Source organism: Kitasatospora sp. NBC_01539 (assembly GCF_045040525.1).
Taxonomy (GTDB): Bacteria; Actinomycetota; Actinomycetes; order Streptomycetales; family Streptomycetaceae; genus Kitasatospora.
Genome location: NZ_CP109390.1, coordinates 6,897,357 through 6,910,866, shown reverse-complemented (window position 1 = coordinate 6,910,866; position 13,510 = coordinate 6,897,357). Strand labels below are relative to the sequence as shown.

Here is a 13,510-nt window from a genome sequence, read left to right as displayed (position 1 = left end):
TCCTTGCGCGGTGAGGGGTGGGACATCAGGTCGCCTCCTTGCGGTCGGCGGCCATACCGGCGGCGTCGAGCAGGGCGCTGCCGACGATGAGGTCGGCACCGCCGAACTCGGGGTCGTCGAGGCGGGTGCCGTCGTCGACGGCGAAGAGCAGCCGCTCCTCGCCCTGCCGGTAGGCCGTGCCGACGGGCGGGCTGGCCGCGTGCACGGCGAGCAGCGCGACGAGGTACGGCAGGTCGGGGTCCTGGCGGCGGGCGTCGGCGAGCAGGCCGGAGAGGCGTCGCGGGGCGTCGGCGGGCAGGTCGAGCAGGTCGAGCGCGGCTTCCAGCTGGGCCTCGGTGAACCGGCTGTCGTCGGGGGTGGCGACGAGGTCGGGCTCGGGGAGTTCGGCGCCGAGGTGCTCGCGCTCGACGGGCGGGGTGAGCAGCAGGTCGACGAGGTCGGCGACGCGGACGGACGCGGCGACGCGCAGGCCGGCGCCGCGGGCGAAGAACGCGTCGGTGGGCCGCACCGCGCGTTCCAGCGGCAGCTCCAGCAGCGGGGCGAGCAGGTGCCCGTACAGGTCGATGCCGCTGCGGGCGCCCGGGGCGGCGAAGGCCTGGCGGTCCTGCTCGGCGCGGAAGAGCGGGCCGGCCTCCAGCAGCCGGGTCTGCAGCTGGGTGTGGCGGCGGATGCAGTCCTTGACGATGTCGACGAGCTCGGCGGCCCGGCGCTTGTGCTCGGGGTCGACGGCCTCGTCGCGGGCCCGGCGGATGTTGGTGAGGATGGCGTTCTCGTGCCGGTACCGGTCGGCGATGTGGTCGAGCGCCTCGTCGATCAGGTCGGGGACGGTCTCCATCCAGTCGACGGCGCGGACGTTGCGGCGGGTGGCCTCCAGGGCGCGGCGCAGCGTCTCCGCGTACTGGACGGTGCGGTAGCGGGCCTGCTCGGCGGCGAGCTGCGCGTCGGCGAGCCGCCCGCGGCGGATCAGCACCTCCAGCTTCACCTCGGCGGCGATCTGGGCGGAGGTGACGTCGGTGTCGAGGGCGCCGACGAGCACGTTGACGGCCTCGTCGGTGGTGCGCAGGTAGACGCCGCCGTCGGGGCCCGGCACCTCCTCGATCAGCTTGAAGTCGTAGTCGCGCCGGACGTACCCGCCGTCGGCGCCGAAGGTGCCGTAGACGGCGCGGAACCCGCGGTCGACACTGCCGACGTTGATCAGCGACTCCATCACCCAGCGTCCGACGCGGGTGTGCTCGGCGGGGTCGCGGCCCGGGTTCTGCGCGGCGATCCGCGGGTGCAGCCGGGCGAGCACTATGTCGCGGTCGGCGCCGGTGTCGAAGTCCATGTTGAGCGTGACGAGGTCGATCGCGGCGAGCCCGATCTCGGCCATCGTGTACGAGCTGTACTCGCCGGCGAGGTTGACCTTGCGCGTGTCGAGGTCGTGCAGCGGGGCGGTGCAGGCCAGCGCCTTGAGCCGGCGGGCGAGCCCCTCGTCGGCGGCCGGGCCGGGTGCGGGCCTGGTGGGCTGGTCAGCGATCGCGGTCACGGTGGACAAGATTAGAGGTTCGCACCGACAACATCCGAAACGGCCGTGGTTGCCCCGGTTCCGCCGGCCCCGGCGCGGGCGCGCGCCGGGGCCGGTCGGGGTGCCGGTCAGGGCCGGCGGGGGTGCCGGTCAGGGTGCCGGTCAGGGCGGGCGGGTGTCACCCGCGGGTGGGCTCGGCCTCCAGCTGCTCGGCCGGCACCAGGCCCGCCACGGCCGGCGGGTCGGCGGGCTCCAGCAGACGGCTCGGCACGCCGTCCGTGCCCACCGGCAGGTCGCCGTCGAGGGTGATCCGGCGGACCAGGCGGGGCTGGTCGCCGTAGTCGGCCACGGCGTAGTGCTGGGTGGCGCGGTTGTCCCAGATCGCGACGTCGCCGACCTGCCAGTTCCAGCGGACGGTGTTCTCCAGGCGCTCCACGTAGCGCTGGAAGAGCCCGATCAGCGCCTTGCTGTCGGCGCCGGAGACGCCCTGGACGCGCTGCGCGAACGCGCCGAGCAGCAGGTTCTTCTCGCCGGTCACCGGGTGGACGCGCACCAGCGGGTGTTCGGTCCTGAAGGTGGTGGAGACGAAGACCTGCCGGAACAGCTTCGCGGTCTCCGCGTCGTCCGCGAGTGCGGGGGCGAGTGCGCGGTCGGCCGCGTAGTCGTAGTCGTTGGTGTGCACCGCGCGCAGGCTCTCGGCCAGCGCCTTCAGCGGCGCGGGCAGGTCCTGGTAGGCGGTCGCGGTGTTGGCCCACACCGTGCTGCCGCCCGCCTCGGGCAGTTCCAGGGCCCGCAGGATCGACGCCTTCGGGTAGGACGGGACGAACGTGACGTCGGTGTGCCAGTTGTCGGCCCGCACGCCCTTGGTGGCGTCGAGCTCGAAGACGTACCGGCCGTCGGCGCTCGGCACGGTCGGGTGGCCGACGGGGTGGCCGAGCAGGCGGGCGAAGGCCTCGTGGCCGGCGTCGTCGAGGTGGTGCTGGCCGCGGAAGAACAGCACCTTGTGGCGGTGGAGGGCGGTCTCGACCGCGGCGACGGTGACGGCGTCGAGGTCGCCGCCCAGGCGGACGTCGTGGACGACCGCGCCGATCCGCCCGGCGACGGGGGTGAGGCGGAGCCCGGCGGGGGCGGTGGTGTCGTTCTCGACGGCGGTGTCGACGGCGGTCTCGGTGACGGTCTCGGTGGCGACAGCGGTCATGGCTGATCCTCGGCTTTCTCGGCACGACGGAGCACGGCGGCGCGTCCGGGCCGCCGGCAGGGCGGGGCTCGGCGGAGGCGCGGCGGCGCAGGGCGTCGCAGAACGGTGCGGGGCGTCGCGGAGCGACGCGGGGCAGGGAACGGCGGTCAACGCCGGAAGAGGGGTGGCGACTCGCTCAGACGGCGGTCGCGCGGCGACACGGGGGACAGCTGACACGGCTCATGGTTCGGCGTCCTCCTCTGGGTCGCGGCGGGTTCGACGGCATCATGCTGGCGGCCCGACCGTACTGCTGTCAATCGCCATCTCGCCTGGTGGGAGTGGGTGTTGCGGCACAGTTTCAGCATGTTGCGGGCCATGGCGGGCGCCCGCGCCGCCACACCCTGCGGGGTCCGCCGACGGGAGTCCGGGCGGCGTCGCGGAGGTCCGCCGACCCTCCCCCGGGCAAGACGCTGAACGCGTTCAATTCTCATCTTGAACATGTTCAATACCGAGGTCTACAGTGATCCTGCGCCGCCCGGACACCCGGGCCGCCCCCTTCGACGCGCCGTCCCGGGAGTGCCCCATGATCACCGAACCCGGCCCCCGCGCCGAGCTCCGAAAGATCCGCACCTGGCTGTGGATCTTCATCGTCTGCCTCGTGCTCAGCGGCCTCACCGCCTTCCCGCTGGAGACCGAGACCCGCTGGCTGGCCGACGCCGTCCACCGCGGCGGCCTCGGCGAGCACTGGCCCGGGCTCACGCTCTGGACGGACCGGGTCCGCGACGGCGTCGCCGACACGAACCTCCGCCACCCCTTCCTCGCGTACGGCACCGACTGGCTCGCCTTCGCACACCTGGTGATCGCCACCGCCTTCCTGGGACCACTCCGCGACCCCGTCCGCAACGTCTGGGTGATCCGCTGGGCCCTGCTCGCCTGCGCCGGTGTCGTCCCGCTCGCCCTGATCTGCGGTCCGCTGCGCGAGATCCCGCTCATGTGGCGATTCATCGACATGTCGTTCGGCGTCGTCGGCGCGGTCCCGCTGCTCATCGTCCTGCGGGCGATCCGCCGCCTGGAGTGGGCCCAGGCCGTCGCCGCGCCGCCGTTCGCCGTCGCACTGTTCGACGGCACCCGCCCCGACCCCGACGACGCACGCCCGAGCCTCACGCGGACGGCGCCCGCCGGATGACCGCGCCGGACGGCGGGACGGCTTCCACGGCCCTCGCCGCCCAGCTCCCCTCCGGCACAGAGCCGTCCGGCCCAGAGCCGTCCGGCACCCGACGGCGCCGGGCGGTCGCGAACGGACGACGAACGTCCGGCAAAACGCGGCCCCGCGCCAACCGGCCCGGCGCCCGGGCAAACGATCAGGCCCTACGATCACCCCCAGGAGCGGCTGGAAGGCGGGGCGACGCGTGTCGGACGCGGTGATCGATCTCAATGCGGACCTCGGCGAGGGGTTCGGGCGCTGGACCCTGACCGACGACGAGGCGCTGCTGTCGGTGGTGACCAGTGCCAACGTCGCGTGCGGCTTCCACGCGGGCGACCCGTCCACGATGCGCCGGGTCTGCTCCCTCGCCGCGGAGCGCGGGGTGCGGATCGGCGCGCAGGTCTCGTACCGCGATCTGGCCGGGTTCGGGCGGCGGGCGATGGACGTTCCGCCGGACGAGCTGGCCGACGAGATCGCCTACCAGATCGGCGCCCTGCAGGTGTTCGCGCGGGCGGCCGGCTCCCGCGTCAGCTACGTCAAGCCGCACGGCGCGCTCTACAACCGCGTGGTCGCCGACGACGAGCAGGCGGAGGCGGTGGTCTCCGGGGTGCTGCGGGCGGGGGCGGTCTGCGACGGCCCGCTGCCGGTGCTGGGCCTGCCGGGTTCGCGGCTGCTGGCCGTCGCGGAGGGGGTCGGCCTGCCGGTCGTCGCCGAGGCGTTCGCCGACCGGGCCTACACGCGGGCGGGCACCCTCGTGCCGCGCCGCGAGCCGGACGCCGTGGTGCACGACCCGGAGGCGGTGATCACCCGGGCGGTCGGGATCGCCCGGGACCGCGCCGTGACCGCGACCGGCGGCGAGCGGGTGGCGGTGCGGGCCCGTTCGCTGTGCGTGCACGGTGACACGCCCGGGGCCGCGCAGCTGGCCTGGCGGGTGCGGGGCGCCCTGGCCACCGCGGGTGTCCGGGTGGAGGCCTTCACCTGATGGCGGGCCGGCTGACGTTCCGTCCGGTCGGCGAGGACGCCCTGCTCGTCGGCGCCGGCTCCGCCGAGCAGGTCGCCGCGCTGTACGCCGCCCTGCTGGAGCACCGCGCCGACCTCCCGGAGGTGGCCGAGATCGTGCCCGCCGCACGCACCGTGCTGCTGGACGGCGTCGCCGACCGGGCCGCGCTCGCCCGCGTGCTGGACGGCTGGACGCTGCCCGGGCACCCGCCCGCGGCGGGACCGCTGGTGACGGTGCCGACGGTGTACGACGGCGCCGACCTCGCCGAGGTCGCCGGTCTCTGGGGGGTCTCCCCCGAGGCGGCCGTCCGGATCCACACCGGGGCCGAGTACCGGGTGGCGTTCTGCGGCTTCGCCCCGGGCTTCGCCTACCTCACCGGTCTGCCCGCGCGGTACGAGGTGCCCCGCCGGTCGACGCCGCGCAGCGCGGTACCGGCCGGGTCGGTGGCGCTGGCCGGCCCGTACACCGGGGTGTACCCGCGGTCGTCGCCCGGCGGGTGGCAACTGCTCGGACGCACCGCGCTGCCCCTGTGGGACGCGGCCCGCGAGCCCGCCGCGCTGCTGGCGCCGGGCACCCGGGTGCGCTTCACGGCGGGGGCACCGGATGGCTGAGCTCGTGGTGGTGCGGCCGGGGCCGCTGACCACCGTGCAGGACCTCGGGCGGCGGGGCGTGGCCCATCTCGGGGTGCCGCGCGCCGGGGCGCTGGACGAGCCCGCGCTGGTCGCCGCCAACCGGCTGCTCGGCAACGCGCCGGGGGCCGCGGCGCTGGAGACGACGCTCGGCGGCGTCGCCGTCCGGGTGACCGCGCCCGTGGTGGTGGCCGTGACCGGCGCTCCCGCACCCGTGCGCGTCGACGGGCGCCCGGTGCCGTGGGGTGCGGCGGTCCGGGTCGGGACCGGGTCCGTCCTGGAGGTCGGGACGGCCACCCACGGCGTGCGCGGCTACCTGGCGGTGGCGGGCGGGGTCGCCGTGCCGCCGGTGCTCGGCAGCCGCTCGGCGGACCTGCTCTCCGGGCTGGGCCCGGCACCGCTCGCGGTCGGCGACCGGCTGCCGGTCGGTGCGCCGGGCGCCGCTCCGGCGGCCGGCCCGGTCGCGCTGCCGGGCCCGCCCGCGGAGCTGCTGCTGCGGCTGCTGCCCGGCCCGCACGACGACTGGTTCGAGGACGCACCGCCTCGCGGCGGTTACACGGTGGCCGCCGCGTCCAACCGGATCGCCCTGCGCACCGAGGGCCCGCCGCTGCACCGCGCCCGGCCGGGCGAACTGCCCAGCGAGGCCATGGTGCTGGGCGCCGTCCAGGTGCCGCCGGACGGCCTGCCGGTGGTGTTCCTCGCCGACCATCCCACGACCGGCGGCTACCCGGTCGTGGGGGTGGTGCCGCGGGCCGACCTCGCCGCGGCCGCGCAGGCCCGCCCGGGTACGCCGCTGCGCTTCCTGCCGGTGCGCCGGGCGCGCTGACCGCACGCCCGCGTCACCGTACGAGGTAGCCGCACGCCCGCCTCACTGGGCGAGGTAGCCGCCGTCCACCGGGAGCACGGCGCCGGTGACGAACGACGCCTCGTCGGAGGCGAGGAAGAGGACGGCCCGCGCGACCTCGGCCGGCTCCCCGAGGCGGCCCATCGGGTGGCGTCCGACGATCGCGCCGAGGTACTCCGGCCCGCCCGGTTCGTCGGCGAGGCGGATCACCCGGTCGGTGCGGATCGTGCCGGGGGCCACCGCGTTGACCCGGATGTTCTGCGGCGCGCATTCGACCGCGAGGTGCTTGGTGAGCCCGGTGGCGACGAACTTCGCCGGGCCGTACACCGCCTGGCCGGCCTGGCCCGCGACACCGGAGATCGAGGAGAGGCAGACGATCGAGCCGCCGCCGGCCGCCGTCATCCGCTCGATCGCGTACTTGCAGGTGAGGAACATGCCCCGGCCGTCGACCGCCATCACGGTGTCCCAGTCCTCGGGGGTGGCCTCGGCGACGGTGTGCAGCGGGAGGACGCCCGCGTTGGCGACGAGCACGTCGATCCGCCCGTAGGCGTCCACCACCGCGTCGACCATCGCCCGGGCGTCCGCGGGCACCGAGACGTCCCCGGTCACCGTGCGGGCCTCGGCGCCGCCCTCGGTGAGGGCTCCGCCCAGGGCGGTGACGGCCTCGCCGTCGACGTCGGCGAGCACCAGGCGTGCGCCCTCGGCGGCGAAGAGCTCGGCCGTCGCCCGGCCGATGCCGCGGGCGGCGCCCGTCACCAGGGCCGACCTGCCCGCCAGCCGTCCGCCCGTGCCCTCGCCCATGCCGTTGCTCCCGTCCGTGGTGTGCCCCGCCCAGCATGCCGCGGCGCCCGCTCCGGGGCAGGGCTGACATGCCGTCAGTTCGGGAGCGGCCACGGCCCGGAGGGGCTCCCGATACCGGACCTTGACCGTGCGGACAGGTCCCGGCCATCTTGACTGCTTATCCTCCAGCTGCGCCGGACGGCGCGGATCGCCGCGGCGACCGCGGCCGCACCCCGGCGCGCACGGCCGCCACCACAAGAACAGGAAACACCCGACCCGATGCGCACCCACCGACGGACACCCCTGGCGGGTGCCCGGTGATCGACTGGTTCCACGGGGCCGTCCTCGGCCTCATCCAGGGACTCACGGAGTTCCTCCCCGTCTCCTCCAGCGCCCATCTGCGGGTGTCCTCGGCACTGCTGGGCTGGGACGACCCGGGAGCGGCGTTCACCGCGGTGACCCAGCTGGGCACCGAGTCGGCGGTGCTCATCTACTTCCGCAAGGACATCGCCGCGATCATCGGCGCCTGGTTCGCCTCGCTGTTCGACCCGGCCCGCCGCAGCGACCCCAACGCCCGGATGGGCTGGTTCGTCATCGTCGGCACCCTCCCGATCGGCCTCCTCGGCGCGGTGTTCCAGGACACCATCGAGACCTCGCTGCGCGACCTGCGGGTGATCGGCACGACGCTCGTCGTCTTCGGCCTGATCCTCGCCGTCGCGGACCGCTCCCGGGCGGTGCGCAACGCCCGTCCGATCAGCGACCTCACCCTGCCGCACGCCGTCACGTACGGCTTCGCGCAGGCGCTCGCGCTGATCCCCGGTGTCTCACGGTCGGGCGGCACCATCAGCGCCGGCCTGCTCCTCGGCTACAGCCGGGAGGCCGCGGCCCGGTACTCGTTCCTGCTGGCGATCCCGGCGGTGCTCGCCTCCGGCACGCTGGAGCTCTTCAAGATCGGCGAGGGCCCGGCGCCCGCCTGGGGCCCGACCCTGCTGGCCACCGTGATCGCCTTCGTCGTCGGCTACGCCGCCATCGCGTGGTTCCTGAAGTACATCTCGCACAACAGCTTCATGCCGTTCGTGGTCTACCGCGTGCTGCTGGGCCTGCTGATCATCGGACTGGTCACCGCGGGCGTGCTCGCACCGGACGCCGGGGCCGTGGAGTAACCGGCCCCTCCCCGCCCGGCGACACCGGCCGCACCCCGGGGGCCCGTCCGCACGGACGGGCCCCCGGGCACGTCCGCGGTCAGTCCCGGCCGCCGGTCCGGCGGCGGCGCACCAGCACCGCCACGATCGCCACCGCCAGGACGCCCACCCCGACGATCGTCGCGATGCCGCCCCCGGAGAGGCCGCCGGAGGAGTCGTCGGAGGAGTCGGACGGCGTCGTGCCCGCGGACGCCGACGGGGAGGGCTCCCCGGAGGGCGCGGACGAGGCCGGCGCCGGCGGCGAGGCGGAGGGCGACGCGGGCGCGGCCGGGAGCGGAGTGGCCCCCGGCGAGGCCGCCGCCAGCTTGAGCACGGGCGCCGGGTGCGCCGGTGCCGCGCCGTTCTTCGGCAGCTCGATCCACCGGTCGACCTGGCCGTCGGAGTACGTCACGAGCGACTTGAAGGCGACCGACGAGGCGTTCGGCAGCTGGCGGACCTTCACCGTGTACGCGGCGCTCTTCCCCGGGGCGAGCGCGGTGCCCGCCACCTGGTAGCCGTCCGGGGTCGGGGTGAACGTCCAGCCCTTCGGCGCCTCGACGAGGGTCACGTCCGCGGGCGCGATCCCGGTCGGCAGCGCGACGGTGACCTTGTCGATCCCCGCGGTGGCGGACTCCCCCTCGGCGTCGAAGGCGATCACGGCGTCGACGGCCAGCGCCCGCGCGGTGGCGGACTCGACCTCGACGTGGGCGGAGGCCGGGCCGGCCAGGGCCAGCGCGCCCAGCACGGCGGCCGGCACTGTCGCGAGGCGGGCGAGGAGACGGGGTCGGTTCATGCGCCGGTGCTCCAAAAGGGCGAGCTGACGGTGGGCCGACCCATCATCCCGCACGGCCGGGCGCGCACCGTCCGGAATCGCCGCCTTCGATGATCTAGGGCCGTTCCCGGGCGGTCAGCCGCACGCGTACGGCCGCGTGCACCTCGGCCTCCTCGGCCGGATCGGCGGCCAGCCGCCGCAACCGCTCCAGCACGCGCACGTCACCCGTCGTGGTGACGTGCCGTGCGGCCAGTTCACGGGTCGACTCCTCGCAGTCCCACAGGCATTCGACGGCAGGCCCCTGCGCGAAGTGCGGGTCGGTGACGGCCAGCGCACGGGCGGCACGGCCGCGGAGCTCGGAGGAGACGGTCTCGCCGTACACGTGGCGCAGGGCGGGTACGGCACCGGCGGCGGCCAGCCGCCCCACACCGTCGACCAGGGTGGCCAGTCCGGCGCCCTCGACCCCGCGGGCGGAGATCCAGCGGCGCAGCGCGTCCACCACCATCGGGCCGTCGGCGGGCTCCCCGGCGTCGGCGAGGAGTTGCACGGCTGCTTCGCCCAGGGCGCTGTCGGCTCCGCCGGTCGCGGGGTCGGCCCAGCGGCGGGCGTGCCCGAGGGCCTCGGGTCCGCGCATCCGGCCCAGCACCTCCAGGGCGCCGGTGACGATGCGCTCGTCGACGTCGGCGGCGGCCGCCTCGATCAGGCCGGCCGCCGCGGGATCGCTCTGGTCGACCAGGTAGCGGAGGGCGGCTCTGCGGGCCCCCGGCTCTCCGTGCCGGGCGGCGTTCAGCACCGTCTCGCGGTCCTGGGGGCGGACGACGGCGGCCAGGCAGCGGGCGGCCGCGGCGGCCCGGCGCGCGGCGGCCGCGGTGTCGGGTTCGCCGGCGGCGTCCGGGTCGGGCCGGTCGGCCCAGGCGAGCACGTCGGCGGTGCTCCAGCCGGGGGTGACCCCGCCGCGGTTCAGCTGGCGCTGCCAGAGGTCGAAGGGTGACTGCTCGCCGGCCGAGGCCACCCGGGGGTGGTGCGCGGCCCACAGCCGCCAGGGGCGGGGCTCGTACGCGCCGCGGATGGCGGCGCGCAGCTCGGCGTCGCCGGCGGGGCCTGCGGGGAAGCGGTCGAGGACGGCGGGGGCCAGGTCGAGCAGCGACCGGTCGTCGTCGCGCAGCGCCAGCTCGTCCAGCGCCCAGGCCCAGTTCCAGCCGGCGGCCGCGTAGCCGCGCAGCAGGTCGAGGGCGTCGCGGCGGCCGTAGGCGGCGAGGTGGCCGAGGACGGCGAGCGCGAGGCCCGTCCGGGACTCGTCCTGGTCGAGGGCGTCGTCGGCGGAGTGCAGATGGTTGCGGAGGCCCGTGAGCGGCGCCTCCAGCTCCATGTAGAGGCGCGCGTAGTAGAGGGAGCGGTTCTCGACCTGCCAGTCGACCCGGGGGTCCTGCGTGACACAGGTCTCCAGCGCGGTGACGGCCTCGGCCCGGTCGGCTGCCAGGGCATGCAGCTGCCCGTCGCCGCGGCCTCTCTGGAGGAGGCCGACAAGGCTGGCACTGGGCGCTATCACTGGCTCGAACATGAGGTCAGCATCCGTTGCGGCGGTCGTCGTGGCAACGGGATTTCCGTCGCCGGGGGTGGAATGTCCTGGACAGGCGCCCGGGCGCCGGAATCACCGAAGGCTACCGCCTGACCGCCCGGTCCGCACACAGGGCAAGGCAGAACGGCCCCCGCACCCGGCCCCGGCGGCCCGCCGCACGCCCCTCCTCCGGGGGTCCGCCGGGGCGGTCGCCCGCGCGGGAGGAGAAATCTTCACCGATGTGTGCAGATCCCCCCGGACCGGGCACGGCCCGCCGGGCCCCGCAACCCCGGACAGCGGCCCCGGACAGGGGCCCCGCGCGGAGGTGTCCGGCCGTTACGGCGCCGCCAGCGCGGCACGCACCCGGGCGACGAGCTCCGCCGCCGCGTCGAGGTCGGCCGGCGTGCGGGGCGAGACCGTCCGGCCGTCCAGCACCACCCCGGTGCTCCGGTCGTCGGCCCAGCCGCAGGCCGGCATCTCCCACGGCCCGGACGAGCCCTGCAGCACCAGCGCCGCGCAGCGCACGACGACGGCCCCGCCCCCGGCCGCGCCGACGGTGCGCACCCCCGCGAGCCGCGGCCGCGACCCGGCGGAGCTCGCACCGACCGCGGCCTGCAGCGCCAGATCGGCCCGCGCGGCGGGATCCTCCGGAGCGGGCCGGGCGATGCCGACGGCCGCGACGTAGAACGGCCGGTTGATGTCGTACGCCGCCGCGACGGGTTCGCCGAGCCGGGCCGGGAACGGGACGAGCTCTCCGAGCCGGTCGCCCATCCGCTCGGCGAGGCCGGGACGGGTGATCCGCCGGGCCTCGCCGACCGCCGCCGGGGCCACCGGGGGCAGCCGGTCGGCCGTCGGTGCCGGGAGCGGCGCCGACGGCGGTGCGGCGGCGGGGCCGCCGCCCGTCGACGTGCAGCCCGCCAGCGCCAGGACGGCGGCCGCCGCCACCCCGACGGAACTCCGGAACCCTCGCACGCCCCACGCCCTTCCCCACCCACCGGACCGGCGCGGGAGCGCCGGCCGCCACGGACCGGGAGCACCGTAGCGGGACCGCGGCGGGCGGGCGACAGGCGGGTCAGACCCGGCGGCGCCGGTCGGGCATGACGGAGTCGATCTCCGCGCGCAGTTCGGCCACCTCCGGCAGGGCCTGGTAGCGGCCGGCCAGGCGGTACATCTCGCGCAGCCGGTCCCAGGTGCGCAGGGAGGACGTCTGGTTGATCGCGTTCATCGCCAGCTTCGCCTGCAGGCAGGCCGCGTCGGGCTCGCCGGAGATCCAGTAGACCGAGGCCAGCGTGATCTGGTCGAGCAGGGCGGAGCGCTCGCGGCCGCCGGTGGGGCGCAGGGCGATGGCCCGCTGGGCGTGGTGCTCGGCGAGCCGGGCCGCGCCGGGGTCGTGCTCGGCGAGGGTGCGGTAGACGAGGGCCTGCATGCCGTGCAGCTCGGCCTCGTTGAAGAGCTGCATCCAGCTCGGCGGCGCCTCGTCGGCCTCCTGCACGAAGAGGTCCTCGGCCTCGCCGAGGACCCGCCGGGTGGCCTCGGAGCGTCCGAGCGAGGCCTGCGCCCAGGCCTCGACGGTCTGCAGCATGGCGCGGGTGCGGGGCTGGGCCCGGTCGCCGGCACTGGCCTGGGCGAGCTGCATGAGCTCCAGGGCGTCGTCGGCGCGGCCGAGGTGCAGCATCTGTCGGGCCGCGCGGGAGATGGCCTCGCCGGCCCGCGGCCGGTCGTCGGCCTCCTTGGCGGCCTGCGCGGCGATGACGAAGTACTTCTGTGCGGTGGGTTCCAGGCCGACGTCGTGCGACATCCAGCCGGCGAGGACGGCGAGGTTGGCGGCGACCGTCCACAGCCGGCGCTCGACGGCGGGGGCGTGGCGGTGGGTGAGCAGGCCGCCGACCTCGTTGAGCTGGCCGACGACGGCCTTGCGCTGGAGCCCGCCTCCGCGGGAGGCGTCCCAGGCTCGGAAGACGTCGACGGACCGTTCGAGGGCCGTCACCTCGTCGTTGCCGACGGGGCCGGCGTCGTAGACGTCGACGACGGGCTGCGGGCCGCCACGGGTGAGCACGTGGCGTGGCCCGGGGCGTTCGGCGGCGTACGCGACGCCGTCGCCGGTGAGCCAGTCGTGGAGGTTGTCGGCGATGACGGTGCCGGCGGCGAGGGCTGCGCCCGCGCCGACCAGTCCGCGGCGGTTCAGCATGAGGTCCATTCCCGTGAACTCGGTGAGGACCGCCGCTGTCCGATCCGGCTGCCAGGGCACCACCGCCGCCGTCTCCGTGGGGGTGCCAGCCCTGGTGGGCCGGTGTCGCTCCAGACCGAGGTCCTCCGTGGTGACGACACGACCGAGCCGCTCCGTGAACACCGCGGCGAGCACCCTCGGCACCGGATCGCGGGGGATCTCCCCCTGCTCGATCCAGCGCCGCACCCGCGAGGTGTCGGTGGACAGCTGCTGCTGACCCATCGCCGCACCGCGCCGGTTGACCAGCCTGGCCAGTTCGCCCTTGGACCATCCGGTCAGGGCGAAGAGGTCGGCGAGTCTGGTGTTCGGCCCCTTGCTCACGTGAAGCCCCCAGGTTCCTCGGCTTGCTTTCGACAGTAGTGGCTCTGTCACATGCCAGGCGACCATTCGCCAGGCTTCGCCAGGGCACGCCACATGGTGTGCCAGTACCGACGGGGTGTCAGGTAGGAATGCGCCACCCCGACTTCGGACCGGTCGGTGCCGGAACGTCCACGATTCCGGCCCGACAGGCCGTCAGGAGCACCGGGCGGGGCCCCCGCGAGGGGCCCCGTGGAGGGGGTGGCGCAGCCGGGTGGCGCGGGGGCGTCGGGCACGGCGCGGCAGTACGGGACGACCGCATTCCCCAGGGTGCGGA

12 protein-coding genes are annotated in these 13,510 nt (G+C 75.8%); 5 read left to right on the top strand and 7 right to left on the bottom strand.

Annotation, left to right across the window (positions count from 1 at the left end):
* Positions 1 to 25 precede the first annotated feature (25 nt).
* Positions 26 to 1,525, bottom strand: coding sequence for a hypothetical protein (locus OG335_RS29970; RefSeq protein ID WP_405014258.1), 1,500 nt, complete (start codon positions 1,523 to 1,525; stop codon positions 26 to 28).
* A gap of 157 nt (positions 1,526 to 1,682) precedes the next feature.
* On the bottom strand, positions 1,683 to 2,702 hold the full coding sequence (locus OG335_RS29965) for a TauD/TfdA dioxygenase family protein (RefSeq protein WP_405014257.1): 1,020 nt from the start codon (positions 2,700 to 2,702) through the stop codon (positions 1,683 to 1,685).
* A gap of 562 nt (positions 2,703 to 3,264) precedes the next feature.
* On the opposite strand from OG335_RS29965, the gene OG335_RS29960 reads away from it, so the two are divergent.
* The 4 genes from OG335_RS29960 to OG335_RS29945 all read left to right on the top strand — a co-directional run bounded on the left by OG335_RS29960 (position 3,265) and on the right by OG335_RS29945 (position 6,340).
* The gene (locus OG335_RS29960) at positions 3,265 to 3,867 is read left to right on the top strand and encodes a hypothetical protein (RefSeq protein WP_405014256.1); all 603 of its coding nucleotides are present in this window, start codon (positions 3,265 to 3,267) and stop codon (positions 3,865 to 3,867) included.
* A gap of 223 nt (positions 3,868 to 4,090) precedes the next feature.
* The gene (locus OG335_RS29955) at positions 4,091 to 4,867 is read left to right on the top strand and encodes a LamB/YcsF family protein (RefSeq protein ID WP_405014255.1); all 777 of its coding nucleotides are present in this window, start codon (positions 4,091 to 4,093) and stop codon (positions 4,865 to 4,867) included.
* Positions 4,867 to 5,496 carry an allophanate hydrolase subunit 1 gene (locus OG335_RS29950; protein ID WP_405014254.1) on the top strand — a complete coding sequence of 210 codons (630 nt, stop codon included), beginning with the start codon at positions 4,867 to 4,869 and terminating at the stop codon, positions 5,494 to 5,496. The genes OG335_RS29955 and OG335_RS29950 overlap by 1 nt, the downstream gene beginning before the upstream one ends.
* Positions 5,489 to 6,340, top strand: a complete 852-nt coding sequence (locus tag OG335_RS29945) for a biotin-dependent carboxyltransferase family protein (RefSeq protein WP_405014253.1) — start codon at positions 5,489 to 5,491, stop codon at positions 6,338 to 6,340. Before OG335_RS29950 ends, OG335_RS29945 begins: the two co-directional genes overlap by 8 nt.
* 42 nt (positions 6,341 to 6,382) lie before the next feature.
* Here OG335_RS29945 and OG335_RS29940 read toward each other — a convergent pair whose 3' ends face one another.
* Positions 6,383 to 7,159: an SDR family NAD(P)-dependent oxidoreductase gene (locus OG335_RS29940; RefSeq protein ID WP_405014252.1), complete on the bottom strand. Its 777-nt coding sequence runs from the start codon at positions 7,157 to 7,159 to the stop codon at positions 6,383 to 6,385.
* Between the two features lie 299 nt (positions 7,160 to 7,458).
* On the opposite strand from OG335_RS29940, the gene OG335_RS29935 reads away from it, so the two are divergent.
* Positions 7,459 to 8,301, top strand: a complete 843-nt coding sequence (locus tag OG335_RS29935; RefSeq protein WP_405015574.1) for an undecaprenyl-diphosphate phosphatase — start codon at positions 7,459 to 7,461, stop codon at positions 8,299 to 8,301.
* 79 nt (positions 8,302 to 8,380) lie between these two features.
* On the opposite strand, the gene OG335_RS29930 is transcribed toward OG335_RS29935, so the two are convergent.
* From OG335_RS29930 to OG335_RS29915, 4 genes are all read right to left on the bottom strand, one after another.
* Positions 8,381 to 9,112, bottom strand: a complete 732-nt coding sequence (locus OG335_RS29930) for a DUF1775 domain-containing protein (RefSeq protein WP_405014251.1) — start codon at positions 9,110 to 9,112, stop codon at positions 8,381 to 8,383.
* 94 nt (positions 9,113 to 9,206) lie between these two features.
* On the bottom strand, positions 9,207 to 10,652 hold the full coding sequence (locus OG335_RS29925) for a HEAT repeat domain-containing protein (RefSeq protein ID WP_405014250.1): 1,446 nt from the start codon (positions 10,650 to 10,652) through the stop codon (positions 9,207 to 9,209).
* Positions 10,653 to 10,985: 333 nt separating this feature from the next.
* Positions 10,986 to 11,621 (bottom strand): hypothetical protein, encoded by a 636-nt coding sequence (locus OG335_RS29920; protein ID WP_405014249.1) that lies wholly within the window; start codon positions 11,619 to 11,621, stop codon positions 10,986 to 10,988.
* Between the two features lie 100 nt (positions 11,622 to 11,721).
* The gene (locus OG335_RS29915) at positions 11,722 to 13,197 is read right to left on the bottom strand and encodes a hypothetical protein (protein WP_405014248.1); all 1,476 of its coding nucleotides are present in this window, start codon (positions 13,195 to 13,197) and stop codon (positions 11,722 to 11,724) included.
* Positions 13,198 to 13,510 lie beyond the last annotated feature (313 nt).